The organism is Sorangium sp. So ce590 (genome assembly GCF_051521365.1).
Classification (GTDB): domain Bacteria; phylum Myxococcota_A; class Polyangia; order Polyangiales; family Polyangiaceae; genus Sorangium.
This window is the reverse complement of sequence record NZ_CP150346.1, coordinates 8909795-8928630: the sequence shown is the minus strand read 5'-3', so window position 1 is coordinate 8928630 and position 18836 is coordinate 8909795. Positions and strand designations below refer to the sequence as shown.

Annotated in this window: 15 protein-coding genes; 10 read left to right on the top strand and 5 right to left on the bottom strand. The window is 72.4% G+C overall.

Annotated elements, in window-relative coordinates; translation table 11 throughout:
- The first annotated feature begins 203 nt into the window (after positions 1-203).
- Complete coding sequence (locus tag WMF28_RS33645; protein WP_437597572.1) at positions 204-791, top strand: hypothetical protein; 588 nt, start codon at positions 204-206, stop codon at positions 789-791.
- A complete protein-coding gene (locus WMF28_RS33640; RefSeq protein ID WP_437597570.1) occupies positions 788-1522 on the top strand; it encodes a ferritin-like domain-containing protein in 735 nt (244 codons plus the stop codon). Before WMF28_RS33645 ends, WMF28_RS33640 begins: the two co-directional genes overlap by 4 nt.
- On the opposite strand, the gene WMF28_RS33635 is transcribed toward WMF28_RS33640, so the two are convergent.
- A complete protein-coding gene (locus WMF28_RS33635) occupies positions 1485-2129 on the bottom strand; it encodes a TetR/AcrR family transcriptional regulator (protein ID WP_437597568.1) in 645 nt (214 codons plus the stop codon). The genes WMF28_RS33640 and WMF28_RS33635 overlap by 38 nt on opposite strands.
- A gap of 136 nt (positions 2130-2265) precedes the next feature.
- Between WMF28_RS33635 and WMF28_RS33630 the strand changes: the two genes are divergently transcribed.
- The 4 genes from WMF28_RS33630 (at position 2266) to WMF28_RS33615 (ending at position 7285) form a co-directional block, all read left to right on the top strand.
- Positions 2266-3267 (top strand): DUF6268 family outer membrane beta-barrel protein, encoded by a 1002-nt coding sequence (locus WMF28_RS33630; RefSeq protein WP_437597566.1) that lies wholly within the window; start codon positions 2266-2268, stop codon positions 3265-3267.
- A gap of 83 nt (positions 3268-3350) precedes the next feature.
- Positions 3351-6188, top strand: coding sequence for a serine/threonine-protein kinase (locus WMF28_RS33625; RefSeq protein ID WP_437597564.1), 2838 nt, complete (start codon positions 3351-3353; stop codon positions 6186-6188).
- A gap of 290 nt (positions 6189-6478) precedes the next feature.
- Complete coding sequence (locus WMF28_RS33620; RefSeq protein WP_437597563.1) at positions 6479-6982, top strand: hypothetical protein; 504 nt, start codon at positions 6479-6481, stop codon at positions 6980-6982.
- Positions 6983-7120: 138 nt separating this feature from the next.
- Positions 7121-7285 carry a hypothetical protein gene (locus tag WMF28_RS33615; RefSeq protein WP_437597562.1) on the top strand — a complete coding sequence of 55 codons (165 nt, stop codon included), beginning with the start codon at positions 7121-7123 and terminating at the stop codon, positions 7283-7285.
- A 427-nt stretch (positions 7286-7712) separates the two neighbouring features.
- On the opposite strand, the gene WMF28_RS33610 is transcribed toward WMF28_RS33615, so the two are convergent.
- Positions 7713-9341, bottom strand: coding sequence for a sigma 54-interacting transcriptional regulator (locus tag WMF28_RS33610; protein ID WP_437597560.1), 1629 nt, complete (start codon positions 9339-9341; stop codon positions 7713-7715).
- Positions 9342-9661: 320 nt separating this feature from the next.
- On the opposite strand from WMF28_RS33610, the gene WMF28_RS33605 reads away from it, so the two are divergent.
- Positions 9662-10957: a serine hydrolase domain-containing protein gene (locus WMF28_RS33605; protein WP_437597559.1), complete on the top strand. Its 1296-nt coding sequence runs from the start codon at positions 9662-9664 to the stop codon at positions 10955-10957.
- Positions 10958-11353: 396 nt separating this feature from the next.
- Positions 11354-12175 (top strand): hypothetical protein, encoded by an 822-nt coding sequence (locus tag WMF28_RS33600; protein WP_437597558.1) that lies wholly within the window; start codon positions 11354-11356, stop codon positions 12173-12175.
- Between the two features lie 76 nt (positions 12176-12251).
- On the opposite strand, the gene WMF28_RS33595 is transcribed toward WMF28_RS33600, so the two are convergent.
- Together WMF28_RS33595 and WMF28_RS33590 are read right to left on the bottom strand one after the other, a co-directional pair.
- Entirely contained in the window at positions 12252-14345 is a 2094-nt protein-coding gene (locus tag WMF28_RS33595; RefSeq protein WP_437597557.1) for a substrate-binding domain-containing protein, read from the bottom strand.
- Positions 14346-14748: 403 nt separating this feature from the next.
- Entirely contained in the window at positions 14749-15420 is a 672-nt protein-coding gene (locus WMF28_RS33590; protein WP_437597555.1) for a TVP38/TMEM64 family protein, read from the bottom strand.
- A gap of 214 nt (positions 15421-15634) precedes the next feature.
- On the opposite strand from WMF28_RS33590, the gene WMF28_RS33585 reads away from it, so the two are divergent.
- On the top strand, positions 15635-16255 hold the full coding sequence (locus WMF28_RS33585; RefSeq protein WP_437597554.1) for a TetR/AcrR family transcriptional regulator: 621 nt from the start codon (positions 15635-15637) through the stop codon (positions 16253-16255).
- A 56-nt stretch (positions 16256-16311) separates the two neighbouring features.
- Here the strand turns inward: WMF28_RS33585 and WMF28_RS33580 are convergent, their stop codons facing one another.
- Positions 16312-17202 (bottom strand): hypothetical protein, encoded by an 891-nt coding sequence (locus WMF28_RS33580; protein WP_437597553.1) that lies wholly within the window; start codon positions 17200-17202, stop codon positions 16312-16314.
- Between the two features lie 310 nt (positions 17203-17512).
- On the opposite strand from WMF28_RS33580, the gene WMF28_RS33575 reads away from it, so the two are divergent.
- The gene (locus WMF28_RS33575; protein ID WP_437597552.1) at positions 17513-18760 is read left to right on the top strand and encodes a hypothetical protein; all 1248 of its coding nucleotides are present in this window, start codon (positions 17513-17515) and stop codon (positions 18758-18760) included.
- Positions 18761-18836: the final 76 nt, after the last annotated feature.

The following is an 18836-nucleotide window of genomic DNA, read 5'->3' as shown; positions in this document are numbered from 1 at the left end:
GAGGAAAATGCCGATTCTCTTCGCTGTCCTGCGCGCATACGCTGGTCCACGTGGGCCGCGCGAGCGGCTCGTACCGCGGCGGGTGCATTCCGCCGCGTGTACCCCATCGACTGGAGGCGAACTGTATGCGTGAGGAGACGAGACGGGCGGCATTGCGTGCAGCGGCGAGGGTCGCGCTGGGAGCGCTGGCGTATGGCGCTGTGGTGGGTTGCGGCGGACATGTCACCTCCGGCGGGCAGTCCTCGGACCTGGAGCCCGACGAGCAGCTCGCGCCGGAAGCGCCGGACGACGTGGCTCCGGCCGGAGAGGAAGAGGACGCGTCGGCCGGCGGCGGGGGGGCAGCTCCGACAGCGGGCGAGCCCCCGGCTGGCTGCACGCCCGCCGAAGGCGACCCGGACTGCTCCGAGGGCTCCCAGCCGGAGCCGCCCGAGCTCGCGTGCGCCGAGCCGGTGAGCCTCGACGACGCGGAGGCCCGCCCTCGCGCGGAGCTCGAGTGCTGCCTGGGCTACGCGTCAGAGCGCATGCCCGCCGGCCCCACGGTGGGTCTCTCCGAGCAGGAGCTGGCGGCCCTGGCGGAGGACGCTTCCCTCGTGAACTGCTGCACGGCGTTGATCGTGGGCGTGGACGCCGACGCCATCTCCTTCGCAGAGGCCGAGCCCGTCCGGGGTGCCTGCTGTGTCGGCGACGTTGTCGCGCCCGAGGAGGAGCTCTGGCGCCGCACGTTCTGTACGCCCTGGGGCCCCCCGGTTCCGCCGGCGCTCGAGGCCGACGCCGCGTCGGAGGTCGCATGAACGCCTCACCGCTCGATCTCCGCGGCGAGGCGCGCGCGCGGGCCTTCGACGTGAGCGGGTATCCGGCAGCGCTGTTCCCCGCCGCGATCGGCACCTGGCGCGGGCGGATGGTGAACGAGCACGCGTCGTCGGCCGTGTTCGAGGCGCTCGCGCGTCAGCTCGCCGAGGCGAGCTTCCCGCCGGAGCTCGCCGAGGCGTGCCGGGGCTTCGCCGCCGAGGAGCGCCGGCACGGGATCCTCTGCGGCGCCGTGGTGGAGGCCCTCGGCGGGGCGGCGGCCGCGAGCGTCCCGGAACGTCCGGAGTTCCCCCTGCACCGCGACGCGCCCCCCCGCGCCGCCGTGCTCCGCAACGTGATCCACATCTGCTGCATGAGCGAGACCGTGGCCGTGGCCCTGATCGGCGCCGAGCGGCTGGAGATGCCGCCCGGGCCGCTGCTCGACCTGCTGACGGGCATCTATGCCGACGAGGTAGGGCACGCCCGCTTCGGCTGGCGCCTGCTCGAGCAGATCGCGCCGGATCTCTCCGCGGCAGAGCGGAAGGCGGTCGAGCGCTACTTCCCTGTCGCGTTCCGGCACCTCGTGCAGCATGAGCACGCCCACTTGCCGCCTCACGACGCCCCGCCGCAAGGCGAGCAGCTCGGGCTGTGCAGCGGCCTGGAAGCGCGGGTGTTGCTCGACGAGACCGTCGAGGAGGTCATCCGCCCCGGGCTCCGCCGCTACTTCGATTGCTGACCCCCTCCGCGGGCGCCAGGGTCTGCCGCGCCAGCTCTCGCACGTAGGCGAGGCGGTCGGCCGGCGTGCCGAGCGCGCTCAGCCCCTCGTAGAGCCCCGCGAAGAACGCCGGAAAGAAGACCGCCGAGAGCGCGGCCACCACGCGATGCGCGGCCGCTCGCTCATCGAGCCCGGGCACCGCCGCCCGGACGAGATCGCGCAGGCGCAGGATCACGGGCGCGAAGAGCGTCGGGAAAGGACCGCCGTAGTCGTCGGTTTGAAACGCGTCGTGCAGGTGGGCCTTGCCCAGGTTCGGGTAGCGCACGCAGCCCTCGAGGTAGTAGTCGAGCAACCCGCTGAGCGCCCCCATCGGATCGCCGGGCATCCGGGCGAGGAACTCCTCGCCGTCCTCGAGCATGTGGCGAATCGACCCCTCGAGCGCCGCCGCGAGCAGCGCCTCCTTCGAACGGAAATAGTAGTTCACCGCGGCGATGTTCACGCCGGCCGCGGCCGCGATCTTCCGCACCGTCGCCTGCCCGACGCCGTGCTGCTCGATCTGCTCGATCGCGGCGACGATGAGCCTCTGGCGTGGATCGTCCGCGTGGGCGGGGCGGTCTCGATCGTTCATACGATTGTTTGAAACGCACCTTGACGACCCGGCTCGCAGACGTCAACGAGTAAAACGAATGTTTGAATCATATGTTTCGTGCGGCGCCGGAGGTGCACCGACGATCCGGCGGGCCGATCGTGCCGCCGCGCGCTCCGTGGAGAGGCGAGGAGGGGCCCCCTCCCGACGCAGCGCGCGGACCTCGCGGCTCCTCGCCCTCGCGGCGCTCCTCTGGGTCGTCGCGCCGGGCGCGGCGTGGGGCCAGCTCCCCGACCTCGCGGACCTGAGCGCGCAGTACATGCCGGGCGTCGCGCTCGAGGATCCGCGCCCCGCGCGGGCGCAGGTCACGTCGTACGAGGTGAGCGCCAACGTGCCCATCTCCCTCGGAGAGAAGACGTTCCTGATCCCGGGGGCGGCGTACCACGTCGAGGCGGTCTCCTACGCCGACGCCCTGCCCGGCTTCGACCCGCTCCGGGCCTTCCACTCCGTCGATATCCCCGTGCTGTTCGTCCAGCTCCTCCCCCGCGACTGGTCGCTCTCGCTGCGCGTCGCGCCGGGGCTGGCGGGCGACTTCGAGGGCTTCGACGGCGGGCTCGCCCGCGTCAGCGCGCTCGGGCTCGTGACCCACACGCTCTCGGAGCGGCTCGTCCTCGGGGGCGGAGCGCTCGCGTCGTTCAGCTTCGGCACGTTCCTCCCGCTGCCAGCCGCCTATGTCGACTGGACGCCGACTCCGTACCTCCGTTTCGAGGCCTTCCTTCCCGGCTTCGCGACGGCGAAGCTCCTGTTCTCGGATCGCGTCGAGATCGGCCTGCGCGCGGACGTGGCAGGGAACGCCTACGCGGTGCGCGACGCGCGCGTCGCGGGCGCGTGGCCCTGCGCCGCCCAGCCGGCCGACGACCCGGCGACCGAGCAGGATGAGCGGTCGGCGCGGCCTGATCAGTGCGTCGATCACATCGCCTATTCGGTCGCGACCGCGGGCGTGACCCTCGGCGTGCGAGCCGCCGGGACCGTGTGGCTGACCGCCCAGGCAGGGCACAGCCTGTTCCGTCGCTTCGAGCCGATGAACGCCGATGACGACGGCATCCCCGGAGGCGGGCAGAGCATCCCGGACGTGCTCTTCTTCCGCGCCGGCGCGACGTGGCGTATCCCGAGGAGCTGAGGCGCGTGGGGGCGAGGCGCACACGAGGCGCCCCCGCCGCCGGACCGTTGATGGCGGCTCGACGCCGGTGCATCCTCCGCCTCATGCGTCCGGGAGAGGTCATCGACAGCCGCTTCGAGATCGAGCGCGTCGCGGCCTCCGGCGGGATGGGGACGATCTACCGCGCCGTCGACCGGGCCACTGGGGCGCCCGTCGCGCTGAAGCTCCTCGGTCAGCCCGACCGCAGCGCCGCGCACCGCTTCGAGCACGAGGCCCGGATCCTCGCCGAGCTCGATCACCCGAGGATCGTCCGGCACGTGGCCCACGGCATCACCCCCGACGGGGTGCCCTACCTCGCCATGGAGTGGCTCGATGGCGAGAGCCTCGCGCAGCGCCTCGCCCGCCAGAAGCTCGACCTCGAGGAGAGCCTCGCCCTGCTCCGCGCGACCGCCGAGGCGCTCGGGGCGGCGCACGCGCGGGGCATCGTCCACCGCGACGTCAAGCCGGGCAACCTCCTGCTCGTCGGCGGCGAGGTCGCCGGCCTCAAGGTGCTCGACTTCGGCATCGCCCGGATGAAGCGCACAATCGGCGCGCTGACGCGGACCGGCTCGGTGATGGGGACCCCGGGCTACATGGCCCCCGAGCAGGCCACCGGCGACCGCGACCGCCTCGACGCGCGGGCCGACATCTTCTCGCTCGGCGCCGTGGTCTTCGAGTGCCTCACCGGCAGGCCGGCGTTCCAGGGCCAGCACGTCATGGCCCTCCTCGCCAAGCTGCTCATGGAAGACCCGCCGCGCGTGCGGCACCTCCGGCCCGACCTGCCGCAGGAGCTCGACGACTTCGTCGCCCGCATGCTCGCGAAGGACCCGGAGCAGCGGCCGCGCGACGGCTCGGCCGTGCTCGAGGCGCTCGAGGCCCTCGAGCGCGATCCGAGCAGCGGCCTGGCCGCGCCGTCTGTGCTGTACGAGGCGATCACCACGGGCGAGCTCCGGCTGCTCTCGATGGTGGCCGCGAAGGAGCTGCACCCGGCCGCCTCCGACGGCTCGGCCAGCACCCTCGTCGTCGCCGCCATGCCGGGAGACCTCACGAGGAAGCTCCACACGAGCGCGCAGCCGTTCGGGGCGCGGGTGGACGCGCTCGCCGACGGGACGATCGTGCTGTCGATCGCCGGCGTGGGCGACGCTGTCGAGCAGGCCGCGCGCGCGGCGCGGTGCGCGCTGACGCTCGGCCAGGTGTTGCCGGAGGCCTCGGTCGTGCTCGCGACCGGCCGCGCCGAGCACACAGGCAGCTTGCCGGTCGGGCCGGTCATGGACCGCGCGGCCGCGCTGCTCGCCCTCGCCGAGCGCGAGGCGTGGGCGCGCCCGGAAAAGAGGCCCGATCCCGTGCGGATCGACGACGTCACCCGGGCGCTGCTCGACGCGCGCTTCGAGATCGAGGCGGCGCGGTCCGGCACGTTCTTCCTGCTGCAGGAGCGCGAGGTCGGCCGGACGGCGCGGACGCTCATCGGAAAGCCGAGCCCCTACGTCGGCCGCGACAGGGAGCTCCGGAACCTGCGCGAGCTCCTGGAAGACAGCTTCGGCGGGCCCGAGCCGCGCGCCATCGTGATCACCGGGCCGCCCGGGATCGGCAAATCCCGCCTGCGCTTCGAGCTCATCGAGGTCCTGCGGGAGCGGCACCCCGAGCTCACCATCGCGGTCGGCCGCGGCGACTCGCTGAGCGCCGGGTCGCCGTTCTCGCTCCTCGGCTCGGCGCTCCGGGGCGCGGCCGGGATCACCGGGGGCGAGCCCGCCCCGGCGCAGCGCGAGCGGCTCCTCTCGCTCGTCGCGCGCGCCCCGGCGCTCGGGGCGGGCCAGACGACGCGGATCGCCGCCTTCCTCGGCGAGATCGTCGGCACGCCGTTCCCGAGCGAGGCCGATCCGAGGTTCCAGGAGGCGCGGCGGAGCCCGGCGCTGATGGCCGACCAGATCCCGCTCGCCTACCTCGATTTCATGGAGGCGGCGTGCGCGGCGGGGCCGTACCTGCTCGTGCTCGAGGACATCCAGTGGGGCGACGCGGCGTCGCTCAAGCTCATCGCGCGGGTCCTGCGGGAGCTCCGCGACCGGCCGTTCGCGGTGCTCTACCTGGCGCGCGTCGAGGTGCGCAAGGCCTTCCCCGTCCTCTGGGAGGGCAGCGAGATCCACGAGATGACGCTCGGCGCGCTGCCGCGCCGCGCCGCCGAGGAGCTCGTGCGGCAGATGCTCGGCGACGGGTTCCCGCCCTCGGAGGTCGCGCGCCTCGTCGAGCGCGCGAGCGGCAACGCCTTCTATCTGGAGGAGCTCATCCGGGCGGTCGCGGAGGGGCGGGCGGACAGGCTGCCGGAGACGATCCTGGGCATGGTCGAGGCGAGGCTCGAGGCCATCCCCCCGGAGGCGAGGCGGCTGCTGCGGGCGGCGAGCGTCTTCGGCGAGACGTTCTGGAAGCAGGGGGCGCTCGCCCTGCTCGGCGACGCCCGCGGCTCGACCCTGGCGGTGGACTGGCTGCCCTGGATGCTCCAGCGCGAGCTCCTCGAGCGGCGCGAGCAGAGCCGCTTCTCGGACCAGGAGGAGTACGCGTTCCGGCACGCGCTCATCCGGGACGGGTGCTACGCGATGCTCCCGGAGCACGATCGCGCGCTCGGCCACAGGCTGGCGGCCGAGTGGCTCCTGCAGGCGGGGGAGCACGACGCCAAGGTGCTCGCCGAGCACTTCGAGCGGGGCGGCGAGTCGCGGCTCGCGGTGGAGTTCTACCTGCACGCGGCCGAGCAGGCGCTCGCCGGGAGCGACTCGGTGGCGGCGAGCGCGCTCGCGGAGCGGGGGCTCGCCCTCGGCGCCGAGCGGGACGTCGAGGCGGCGCTCCGCGGGATCCGGGAGGGGGCGGCCGGTGCGCGGAGCCAGGGGGGCGCCGCCCTCTCGTCCAGCTCCTGAGCGCTCAGGGCGGCCGCTTCCGCGGCCGCGGGGTGCCGTACGCGTTCGCGCGACGACATCGCGGCTGTCGCTGGGCGCGTCGAGACGCGCATGATGCGGTGGCTGCGGCGAAGGAAGCTCGTGGACGACCGGCCGATCGATTTGAAGGACGTGCTCGCGTGTCCGTGCGGTGGGCGCCGGCGGATCATCGCCGATATCGGTCAACGTGCGCAGCGCGAGGCCATCGTGGCGATCTTGACCCATCTGGGCATCCCGACCGAGCCGCCGCCCATGCCGCGGGGAGCACGGGCGTGTGGTGGACGAGCGACGGGACCGGGACGCGCGCCGATGGCGCCGTGAAGACGTGCGCGTTGGCTGGATGCAGCAGACGGCGCGCCGGATTCCTGGACGGCCCGGCCGGGTTCCTGGACGGCCGGGTCCGGTTCCTGGACGGCCCGGTCCGGTTCCTGGACGGCGCGTCTGGGTTCCTGGACGGCGCGTCTGGGTTCCTGGACGGCGCGTCTGGGTTCCTGGACGGCGCGTCTGGGTTCCTGGACGGCGCGTCTGGGTTCCTGGACGGCGCGTCTGGGTTCCTGGACGGCGCGTCTGGGTTCCTGGACGGCCCGGTCCGGTTCCTGGACGGCCCGGTCCGGTTCCTGGACGGCCCGGTCCGGTTCCTGGACGGCGCTGCTCATTTCCTGGAGGGCGCCGTCCGCTTCCTGGGCAGCACGGCGCCCTCGCCGCCCGCGCATTCTTGCTCTCCTCGGGGCTCCCGGTCGAGCGCTCTTGCCGTTCCTCTCTCTCCAGTGCGCTGACGAGCCAAGGGGCGCAGGCCGATGAGCTGATCGAAGCCCCCACCCCAGAGAGACCGCATCTCCGCCGAACGCAGGTATCCGGGCGGCGGTTGACGTGCGCGAGATATCCATGCGCTGCTGTGCGCGAGGGAGGCCGCGATGGCGCTGTCGCTGCGAGGTGTCGTCATCGAGTACGGCAGCGGCGACAGCGGCAAGCCGCTCGCGCTGGGCGGCGCCCCGCGCGCGTGGCTCGCCACCAGGGCGCGCGAGTCGCGTACGAAGCGCTCGATAACTTCATCATCAACAAGGAGGGCGTCGACATGAACACACCAGGTAATGAACTGCGTGTGCTCTCGCATCCCCTTATTCAAGCAGAGCTAGGTCGACAGGAGCGAGATGTTCGCATCTCTACTCGCCGCAAACAATCGAGAAATTGCCAGGGCGGTCCAAGAGATCCGAGATCGAGCAAGAGTCGAAGCCGCCGCGTTCTTCGGACCGAATTGACGAGCACCACACCAATCGCAGGCAACAGCGATGAAATGATTTTTCAGCTCGCCAATGATGCGCTCGCCGCAGAACGGCAGATCAATCCAGCGATGGGGGAGCTGATTCCGGCACCCACTGGATGGGGGAAGCCCCCTTCGGACTGGGTCTGGCAGCATGCGACGATTGAGCAGGCTGGCGGGCGAGCGAGCGGGGGTACTTCAACTCGTACCCAAAGCGCAGCGTGCGCCCGGTCGCTCCTGAGCGCTCAGGGCGGCCGCTTCCGCGGCCGCGGGATGCCGTACGCGTCGATGCGGTTGATCAGCGTGCGCAGCGAGATGCCGAGGAGCTTCGCGGCGCGCGTCTGGTTGCCCGCGGACTGCTCGAGCGCCTCGAGGACGCGCTGGCGGTCGACGGCCTTCATCTCGAGCCGGAGCCTCGCCATGGCGTCGGCGCCCGGCGGCGGCGCGGCGGCCTCTGCCGGAGGCCCGGAGCCCTCGGCGGTCTCGCCCTCCGGCCCCCAACGCGCCGGGGTGGTGTCACCGGCCGGCGGCGGCGTGGAGCCTCTCGACGGCGGCGGCGGCGTGGAGCGCCTCGACGGCGGCGGCGGCGTGGAGCCTCTCGACGGCGGCGGCGGCGTGGAGCCTCTCGACGACGGCGGCGGCATGGAGCCTCTCGACGGCGGCGCGGGTCCGCTCGGCGGCGGTCCGCTCAGCGGCGGCGCGGGGCCATACGCCAGGTGCGGCGGCAGATCGACGGGCTCGACCGAGTCCCCCGCGCACAGGACCGCCGCGCGCTCGATCACGTTGCGCAGCTCGCGCACGTTCCCCGGCCAGAAATACGCCTCGAGGACGGCCAGCGCCTCCGGCGAGATGCGGGGCGCGCTGCGCTGCTCCAGCTGCCGGCACGCCTCCTCGAGGAACCTCTCGGCGAGCGGGCCGATCTCGGAGACCCGCTCGCGCAGCGGCGGGACGACGAGCGAGATGCCGTTCAGCCGGAAGTAGAGGTCCTGCCGGAAGGCGCCGCGCGCGATCTCCGCCTCGATATCGCGGTTTGTCGCCGCCACGAAGCGGAGGTCGATCCGGCGGGGCACGCGGCCTCCGATGCGGAGCACCTTCCGGTCCTCGAGGACGCGGAGCAGCTTCGCCTGGAAGGCGAGCGGCAGCTCGCCGATCTCGTCCAGGAAGAGCGTGCCGCCGTGGGCCGACTCGAGGAGGCCCGGGCGCGCCTGGGTGGCGCCCGTGAAGGCGCTCTTCTCGTGGCCGAAGAGCTCGCTCTCGAGGAGCGACGGCGGCAGCGCGGCGCAGTTCAGCTCGACGTAGGGGCCGCCGGCCCGCGGCGAGCGCGCGTGGAGGGCCCGGGCGAGCACCTCCTTGCCCACCCCCGTCTCGCCGAGAATGAGCACGCTGATGAGGCTCCGCGCGGCGCGGGCGGCCTGCTCGTACAGCCCCAGCATCGCCGGCGCCCGCACCACGATGCCGGCGGGCACGTGGCAGCAGTCGGGCTCCGTGGCGGCTTCCGCGGGCGCGCGGCCGACCACGATCGTCGTCGCGCCGAGGTTGAAGCGCTCGCCGATGCCGATCTCGGCGCTGTCGCGCGAGAGGCGCCGCAGGCGGTGGGTCCGCGCCGTCAGCGTCGGGAGCTGCTGCTCGCCGACGAAGGTGCCGTTGGCGCTCCCGAGATCCTCGATCCGGAGCGGGGGCCCGACGTCGAGGACGGCGTGCCGGCGCGAGACCGAGCGATCGTCGATGCGCACATCGCACCCCTCGTCGCGGCCGAGGACGACGCAGCCGCGGGGCGGCAAGGGGGCGAAGGCGATCGTGCTGCCCGCCACGATCGCGAGCCGGAGGGGCGTGCAGGAGCCCCGCGCATCGCTGCCGGGAAAGCCTTCGTCCACGAGCACATCCTACGCGGCGCCGCGCGCCGGTTTGCATGAATCATGCAAATCCATGCAGTTCGTCCGGATCGTGCAGGCGGATGCACGATCGACGCGCCGGCCGCCGGGAGTGGACGCGCGGCGGCGCCGCAAATTGCTGGGTCCGCCGCCCGGCACGCGTCCTGCTCTCTGCTCGGCGACCGCTGAGGGCGGCGACGGCGACCTGATCGACAGCGCGCGGAGAGCCTCCAGGCGGCCTCCGCACGCGCGGATTGCCTCCCGCGGATCGCGGTTCGCCACCTCACGGATCAGGAGCGATCATGTGTACTGAGCATGGACCTTTGAATCGCAGGCGTCTTCTTCAGGGGCTGGGCCACACGGCGGCGGTGGCTGCGTTCGCGCCGTCGATCCTGTCGACCCGGGTGGCCGAGGCGCACGCGCCGACGCACGCGCCGACGCACGCGCCGAGCCACGGCGAGCTCGTCCCCGGGCGTCCCGAGCGCGTGGGCATGAGCTCGGAGCGCATCGAGGATGTCTTCGAGCGCATCGATCGCCGGGTGAAGGACGGCCTCTTCCCGGGCGCGGTCGCCCTGATCGCGCGGCAGGGGAAGATCGTGGGGCACCGGGCGTTCGGCTCCCGGGTCCGCGGCGAGAACGAGCCGGTCACGCTCGACACGCTGTTCGACCTCCTCTCGATCACGAAGGTCCTGGCGACGGCCACGTCGGCGCTGATCCTCGTGCAGGACGGCGTCCTGCGGCTGAACGATCGGGTCGCCGACTTCGTGCCGGACTTCGCGGCCAACGGCAAGCGCGCCATCCGGGTGCGGGACATGCTCCGGTACGCGGCCGGCCTGCCGATGGACGTCCCGTTCCAGGACGATCCGGACGACGAGCACATCTGGCGGAGCATGGCCGAGGCGCCGCTCGAGTACGTGCCCGGTACGCAGGTGCTCTACAGCGATCTCACCTACCGCCTCCTCGGGCGGGTGATCGAGGCCGCCGCCGGCGTGGATCTCGACACCTTCGCGAAGGAGCGTATCTGGGGTCCGCTCGGCATGAGCGACACGACCTTCAACCCGTCGGCGGCGCTGATCCCGCGGACCGCGGCCACGGGCTACTCCGAGATCCGGGGCCGGATGGTGCGCGGCGAGGTGCAGGACGAGCAGGACTACGTGCTCGGCGGCATCGTCGGCTGCGACGGGGTCTTCTCGACGGCGATCGACATGGCGGTCTTCTGCCAGATGATCCTGAACGGTGGCCGCTACGGCCGCGCCCGCATCCTGAGCCCCCAGGCCGCCGCGGCGATGGTGAGCGACCAGACGCCCCAGGTCACGGCGGCGGAGACCGACGTGTCCCCGATGGCGAACCTCCTGTCGACGCCCAAGGGCTACGGCTGGGAGCTCGCGACGCGCCGCTTCTCCAACGGCGGGATGCGCCTATCGAGGGGCTCTTACGGGAAGGCGGGCGGCACGGGGACCTTCATGTGGATCGACCGCCGTCGCGAGCTGTTCGGGATCCTCTTGACCAACCACGGCTTGCCGAACCCGTTCGACGAGATCGGGTGGAACGGGATGCTCGACGCGGTCGGGAACGCGGAGTTCTTCGACGGGATCGTCCAGGCGGTCATCGACGAGTGAGCCCCTGCGATGTGGTGATTTGCGACACGGTAGCCGTCGCCCTGCTGCGCGCGATGAATCACGGTGCAACACGACGGCGCGACGGACGCCATGATGATGACGGTTCGCCGCGGAAGGGCGATCAGGAGAACACGTCGACCGTCAGTCGATCGCGCGGAAGCTTCGACCGTCGAAGCCCGTGAAGCCGTGGATGTCGTTGGCCGGGAAGGTGAGCGCCTGGCCCGTGCAGTCCGCTGTCGTGTAGACCTGGATGGCACAGCTGCGGCGCTCTCACGGACGGCGCCCTCATCCACCCTCCGCCGCGCTCCCTCCGCACAGCCCGATCGCCTGGCGCCGCGCCGCCGGCGGTCGCGCGCGGCCGTGGACCGCGCCCGCGCGGCGGTGGTAGGAGAAGAGATGGCGAAGAGGCGCGCAGCATGGTTCTGGGCGGCGTGGACGCTCACAGCCGGCGGGTGCACCGCGCTCGCGGGGCTGGACGACAGCTACCACCTGGTGGAGGCAGCGGGCGGCGCGTCGGGCGCGACGGGCGGTCTGTCGTCGGCCTCGGGCGGCGCGGGGGCGGGCGGGGGCGAGGGGGTCGTGCCCACGGACGTCGAGTGGATCGACGACATGGAAGACGGCGACGGCGCGGTCGATGAGGCGGGTGGCAGGGTCGGCTACTGGTACAGCTACAATGATGGGACGGGCACGCAGACTCCCCCGGTCCACACGGAGGAGATGCCCGCCGGGTTCATCCCGGAGGCGCTCACGCCGCCGCGCGGCCAGAGCACGATGGCGATGCACACGTCCGGGTCCGGCTTCACGGTGTGGGGCGCCGGGGTCGGCTTCGCGCTGAACGGCCCGGATATGGGGCTGTTCGCCTACGACGCGTCCGCGTACACAGGTATCGTGTTCTGGGCCAAGCTCGGCGACGCCGGCGCGGTGACCACCATGAAGGTCAACATCTCGGACAAGGTCTCGGAGCCCGCGGGCGGGATCTGCGATGAATCGGGAGAGGACGAGGCCAAGAAGTGCTTCGATCACTGGTTTTACACAGCGCGCCTCGGCACCGAGTGGGCCCCGGTCGTGATCCCCTTCGAGGCGCTCACGCGCGACGGCTCGGGCGCCGAGCCCACCGCCGAGGCCCTCGACGTCGCAGGGATCTACGTGATCGAGTTCCGGTTCGCGCAGGGCGAGGATTTTGACGTCTACATCGACGACGTCGGCTTCTACAGGTGATCACCCGAGAGGCGCGCGGCCAGGCGCGGCGCGACGCCGACCCCAGGCACGTCCACGCCTCCTCTCGCCCCGGCCATCAGGCGGTGCGCGTTGCGCCGCGCTTCGCGCCGGCTGGGCGGAGGCCCCCTGTCGTCAGCTCGTGAAGGGCTGACGCCAAGGACGAGTAGGTGGACAGATCGCCGAGCTCCACGTCCACGAGGCTCCTGGCGATCTCGGGGCGCAGGCCGACCAGGATGACGCGCGCGCCGAGCAGGGCGACCGCGCGGCTGGTCTGGCCCAGCGCGTGGGCGACCTGGGCGTCCACGGCGGGCACGCCGGTGAGCTCGAGCAGCACGAAGCGCGCCTCGTGCCGGCCCACCCCCTCGGCCACGGCCGTGAGCACCTGGACGGCGCGGTTCCGGTCGATCGCGCCGATCAGCGGCACGAGCAGCACGCCGGGCAGGAGCGGGATGAGCGGGCAGCCGAGATCACGCACCGTCTCCGAGAGCGCGCGCTCCATCACGTAGGAGGTCTGCAGCTCCGCGTTCTTCGCCGAGAGCGACTGGACGAGCTCGTTGCGCTCGAGGGCGGCGGCGAGCAGCGACGCCCAGACCCCGAGCGTTCCCTCGTCGCCGGCCAGCTCGCGGAGGGTCGGCCCCATGAGCGCCAGGATCCCCCAGTCGCGTCGGGCGGTGCGGATCGGCAGGAGGATCATCATGAGCGCACCGCTCGTGGCCGAGGGCGGCAGCCGATCCGCAGGAGGAAACGCCTCCAGCCGATAGCGGCCGCCGATCGGCGGCGTCGCGCCGCCATCGCGGCTGTAGGCGCCGGCGACGACGAGCGTCGTCGCGTCCTCCCGGAGCGCGAGGCAGCCCCAGATCGCGGCGGTCTTCGCAAGCCATGAGAGCGAGAGGGATTCTTGCTGGGAGCCGCTGAGCAGCGCGAGGCCCACGTCATAGTTGGACCTCACGAGCCTCCCGAGCTGCGTCACGGCGTCTGTCTCGACGTTGAGCCGAGCCCGAGCCAGCGAGAGGTGCGCGCTGTCCAGGAACGCTTCGACCCGTTGCGCGGACGCGGCGTCTCCACCCAGCCGCTCGCGGCGCCGCTCGTGGAACCGGCGGAGCAGGCGGACGATCGCCATCGAGGTGCCCATATCGGGCGCGATGCCGACGGCCTGCAGGTAAGCGCGCTCCAGCTCCTTCGCCGGCGGGGGCGCGGCGCCCTCGAGCGCCGCCGAATACGCTTCGAGCACCACGGCGACCCCTGGCCATACGGCGGCGGGCGACGTGGTGGGCGCGAGGCGCTCGGGCGCGAGGAGCAGCTCGACCATCCGTCGGTCCAGGTCGCTGCCGGCGCCGTCCCCGGACGCCGCGTCCTCGTCGAGCAAGCTCCGGATCACGTCGCATCCGCACGAGAGCCGCTGGATCAAGGTGTTCGGCGTGAGCACGAGGTCGGGCGGGGCGGTCTCGCCGGCGAGCATCGAGACGACGAGATCGCACGCGGCGCTCCCCATCATCTCGAACCGCTGGCGTACGGTGGTCAGCGGCGGGTCGACGGCTTGCGCCTCCGGCACATCGTCGAAGCCGACGATCGCCAGCTCCTCGGGGATACGGACGCCCGCCGCCTTCAGCAAGGGTATCATCCCGAGCGCATTCTTGTCGGTCCCGAAGACCGCCGCCGTGCACGCATGCCGCTGCGCGAGGAGCTGCGGAGCGGCGTTCTCGCCGCCGGTATACCAGTTGTCGTCGCTCCGGATGACCAGCGCGGGATCGAACGGTATCCCCGCCTCGGCGAGCGTCACTCTGTAGGCTTCGAAGCGCACGCGCACATCGGACTCGTGGAAGCAGCCAACGAACGCGATGCGCCGGTGCCCGTGCTCGATCAGATGGCGCACCGCGCTCCGGATTCCGCTGTGGTTGTCCGGAATCACGGATGGGCAGTTGCCCTGGTGGACATGGGTGCCGACGACGACGAGCGGGACCCGCGCGGCGGCGAGCTGCTCGATGCCGTCCACGCCGATCACGACGATCCATCCATCGACCTGTTCTCTGGCGAGCGAGGGGGCCTGGAGCGCGGCGGGCGTGCCGCGCATCACCAGCGTCCGACAACCGTGCTGCTGCGCTGCCTCGTGGATGCCCTTCAGGACCGGGTTCCAGAACGAGCCGTCGAGATAGGGGGTGATGACGCCCACGGTATGAGCGCCGGGCGTCCCGCGGGCGCCTGCTCCGCGCAGGGGTGGCTCCGCGAGGCGACTCGCATCGCGCGCCGAGCGGCCGGGCTCTTCTCCTGTGGCCTGTCGTCCGGCCACGCGAGCTCCCTGGACCGAGCGGCCAGGTTGGCCGCCCGATGGCTCCGGCGACTCGATTTCACTGCCCCGGCTGCCCTGAACCATCACCGGCTCTCCCTGTTCCCCCGTCCCATGGCTGCGCTACCTTGTCCGTCCATACCATGAACCGGGCGTGTTCTTCTGCTACGCATCGATGGGCGTCGAGCCCATGGACGCGAAAGCGCGACGACCGCGCGCCGAGGATGACGTCGGCCGGTCGCCTCGAGCCACGGCAAATCGGTCATTGGCCGACGCGGTTCTCGCTGCGTCAGTCGCGGGCTTCAGCAGGGCGGCTCGGGCGCGCCGGGGTGGACCGGCGGATCTCCTGCCGCGAGCGGCGGGCGACCCGAAAGAGCACCACCAGGAGGACGACCGTCGTCGCGCCCATGCCGATCCACACCGCGGGGGGCGCGTTGCGCAGGAAGTCGAAGACCTTCTGACCGAAATAGGCGGTCGCCAGCAGGGGCAGGATGTACCCGGCCAGCGAGCCCCAGACATGGGTCCAGAAGGGCACCCTGGAGACGCCGAAGAAGGCGTGGAGCATGGGCGGCATCCAGAAGACGAGGCGGAGCATGAACACCGTGAACAAGGCCCGCTTCCCCAGCGCCTCGTCGTAGGCGCGGAAGCGCGCCGGCACCCGCCGCGATATCCAGTCGCGCGCCACGAAGCGCGCGAACGAGAAGCCCACGACGCTCGCCGCCATGGTGCCCGCCATGGAGAGCGCGAACGCCACCGGCCACGGCCAGATGAGCGGCGCCGCCAGGATGAACACCGTGCCCGGTACGCCGAACGGCTGGAGCGCAGCATACGCCGCCACGAACGCGACGTACCCCCACGGCCCGAGCTCCACGAGCGCCAGCTTGATCCGCGCGGGCTCACCGAACGTCTCGAACAGGCCGGCGCGCTGCGCGACGACGAGGAGCGCGACAACCGCCGCCACGGCGCCGATCTTCCCCCTGCGACCGGCGCCGGGGGCGGCGAGGTCGGGCGGCGGCGAGCCAGGGGCGACGGCCGCAGGCGGGGCGCCGCCTGGCCCGGGAGCGCGATCGGCCGGGGGGTCGGACTGCCGCACTCGACGAGCGTGACGATCCCGGTACAACCTGTCAAGAAGCGAGCATTGACAGGTTGACCTCTCGTTGTCAAAATCGTCATCCGTGACCGGAGCGAGCTCCACCGACAGACCCGCCGAGGACGCGCGCCGCCGCAGGCTGATGGACGCGGCGCTGACGGTGTTCCTGCGCTTCGGCCTCCGGAAGGCCTCGATGGACGAGATCGCGCGCGCCGCGGGCGTCTCGCGGCAGGGGCTCTACCTCCACTTCGCCACGAAGGAGGAGCTGTTTCGCGCGTCGGTGGAGCACTTCCTCGGCGCCGCGCTCGCGGCCGCGACGGCCGCGCTCGGCGACGCGGACTTGCCCCTGGAGAGGCGGCTGGTCGGCGCGTTCGACGCGTGGGTCGGCCGGTTCGTCGGCGCGCTCGGTCCCGGCGCCGCCGACCTGTCGGCCGTCTCGGACGAGCTCGTCGGCCCCATGATGGCGCAGCGCGAGGGGCAGTTCATCGAGGCCGTGGCCAGGGCCCTGCGCGCCGCCGGGCTCGTGGCCGTCTACCGGCCTCTGGGGATCACGGGGCGCCAGCTCGCGGCCACGCTGCACGCTTCGGCGCGCGGGCTGAAGCACAGCGCCGGGACGCGCGAGGCCTTCGTCGAGGGCATGACCATCGCCGTGCGCGTGATGTGCTGTTCGCGCGCTCCCGGGGCCAGCGCGCGGCCGGGCGGCTGACGGGGGCGCCGCCGCAGCGCGCGCCCCCGGCCAGCGTCACCCCCGCGGCGCGACCGTCACGGGCCGCAGCCGGCGCGCTCCGCCCCGAGCGCGAGATCGTCGTACCACATCGTCTTGTTCCCGCCGTGGTACTTCTCGAATCCGAACTTGAAGGTCTTGTAGTCGTACGGCCCCCAGTCCGTGACGTGCATCGCGTCGACCTCCTTGTCGTCCACGAACACGCGCACCTCCCTGCCCGGCCCGTCATAGTAGAACTCGAGGCAGTACCAGGTGTTCGCGACGAGCTTCACGCCGCCGGTGCACGAGTACATCCCGCCGTTCGAGAGCTTCTCGGCGTCGTCGGACTTGCGGTTCAGCTCGAGCTGACACTGGTGCTCGCCGATGCGGATGGCTTCGCCGTTGTTGGGATCGCCGTCGGCGGTCGTCGCCGCGACATAGGTGTTGTGGCCCATCTGGATGTCTGTATCGCTCCTGAGGTAGACCCTGCCCCAGAACGTGGTCGGCACGGGGACGCCGAGCATCTGGCTGAAGCCCGTCCCCGAGACCTTGACCGAGCTCGCACCGCTGTGAGCCGTGCTGTCCAGCTTGACGTAGTCGGCCGTGTTGGGGCGCAGGTACTCGGGGAAGAACTGGAGCTCGGAAGGCAGCGAGCCCCCCTCGAAGTCGGAGCAGAAAATGCTGCACGCATCGGAACCCGCGCTGCCGGTCGACGTGCTGGTGGTTGCGTCGCCGCCGCCGGTCCCCGTCGTGGCGCTGCCGGTGCCGCTTGTGGCGCTGCCGCTTGTGGCGCTGCCGCTTGTGACGCCGCTGGTAGTGACGCCGCCGCTTGTGACGCCGCCGCCGGCCGCGCCGGCGCCGGAGGACGTGCTCCCGGGGCCCGCGGCGTCACCGCCGGAGCCGCCGGCGCCGCCGCTTCCGGAGTCGGATTCGCCGCCGCACGCGGCCACGGACGCAAGCGTAAGCGTAGCAAAGAAGGCAAAGGAACGACCCGAGAAGGACATACTGGAGATCTCCTCAACAAAGGGCGCAGAATGGCCCAAGCGATGCGTGCGACTCTACCAGTGAACCCCGCGCATGTCAGGCACAACCGGAGGAGTGGACCGCGCCAGCGTCGCTGCGGGCGTGAGGACGAGGCGGCGATGCGCGCGCCCGCGTGGAGACAAGCCCTCTGCGCCGGGCGCCGCCCGGCGGCGCGCTGGATCTCGCGCGCGGGCGTCGGCGATCCCTCCAGGTCGAGCTGATCCGGAGATCGTGTCGGTGCCGCCCGCGTCCCGGCCCTCCTTCGAGCTCACGAGCCGGCGCGTCGCGCGGCGTTACGAGGGCCTGGGCCGCGTCATCGGGGGGCTCGCGCTGCTCCCGATCGCGGGGCCTTTCGTCGTCAGCACGATCGCCGTCGTCCTCGCCCAGGTGCTGGGCGATTCGAGCCTCGATCGATTCGCGCTCACTGCGCTCGTATCGATCCTGCTCGGCGTGCCCATCGCCTTCTGCCTCGCCCTGGTGAGCGCCTTGCTCAGCACCACCGCCTTCGGCCGGAAGCGTCCGGTGCGCGTGGTCGCCGGAGAGGACGGGCTGCGCCTCACCTCCGGCGCCGTGGAGCGCTCGGTCCCGCGCGCCGAGATCCGCTCGGGCCTTGTCGTGTCCGCGCTGCGCGTCCGGGTCGATCTCCACCTGCGCGCCGGGCGGGTGCTCGAGGTGCAGGTCGCGCGGGAGCGGGAGGGCGCGCGCCTGCTCGCGGCGCTCGGGATCGGCCCCGCGGAGCGGCGCGTCGCCGTCTCGCTGGGCGGCGTCAACCGCGAGCTCGTGGCCGGCTGCGTGGGCATGCCGGTCTTCATGGGCCTCTGGCTCGTCACGCTCGGGGCGATCTCCAGGCCGCTCTTCAGCCACGCCCCGCTGGTCGTGGCGTGGCTGGTCCTCACCCTGGCGTCCACCTGGCTCTTCCGCCGCGCCGCTCGGCGCACCCGGGTCGTGGTGGGCAGCGACGGCGTGCGCGTCGAGCGGCCGTTCGCGAGCGTATGGCTGCCTTACACAGATCTCACCGCGGTCCAGACGCGCGGCGATCGGCTCCTCCTCTCTCACGGGCGCAGCGAGGCCGCGGTCGTGCTCAGGACGGGGGAAGACCTGACCGAGTCGCTCGCGCAGCGCATCCGTGAGGCGCACGCGTCCGCGGTCGGCAGCGCGGCGCCGCGCGGCGCCGCGGCGCTGGAGCGGCGCGGCCGCGACCTCGCGGCGTGGCGCGACGAGCTCCGCAAGCTGATGGCGGCCGGCGACTACCGCGCCACGACCCTGAACCCCGAGGACGTGCTCCACACCCTCGACGACGCCGACTCCCCGCCGGATCGCCGGATCGGCGCGGCGCTCCTGCTGCGCATCGCCGGCTACCCCGAGGCGCGGGACCGCATCCGCGTCGCCGCCGACGCCACGGCCGACGACGCGCTCCGCACGGCGCTGGAGCACGCCGCCGAGGAGGAGGTCGACGACGCCGCGCTCGCGCGGGCCCTGCGCTGAGCCTGAGCCACGAAGCGTGAGCCACTCTGGGCCACGGGGGACGGGGACTTCGGGTCACACCCATAAACGACAGGAG

Bases quoted from the DNA above. Each gene is read 5' to 3' on its own strand.
- WMF28_RS33615 (WP_437597562.1), top strand. From the start codon at position 7,121: ATGGCGCTGTCGCTGCGAGGTGTCGTCATCGAGTACGGCAGCGGCGAC.
- WMF28_RS33635 (WP_437597568.1), bottom strand. From the start codon at position 2,129: ATGAACGATCGAGACCGCCCCGCCCACGCGGACGATCCACGCCAGAGG.
- WMF28_RS33640 (WP_437597570.1), top strand. From the start codon at position 788: ATGAACGCCTCACCGCTCGATCTCCGCGGCGAGGCGCGCGCGCGGGCC.
- WMF28_RS33625 (WP_437597564.1), top strand. From the start codon at position 3,351: ATGCGTCCGGGAGAGGTCATCGACAGCCGCTTCGAGATCGAGCGCGTC.
- WMF28_RS33600 (WP_437597558.1), top strand. From the start codon at position 11,354: ATGGCGAAGAGGCGCGCAGCATGGTTCTGGGCGGCGTGGACGCTCACA.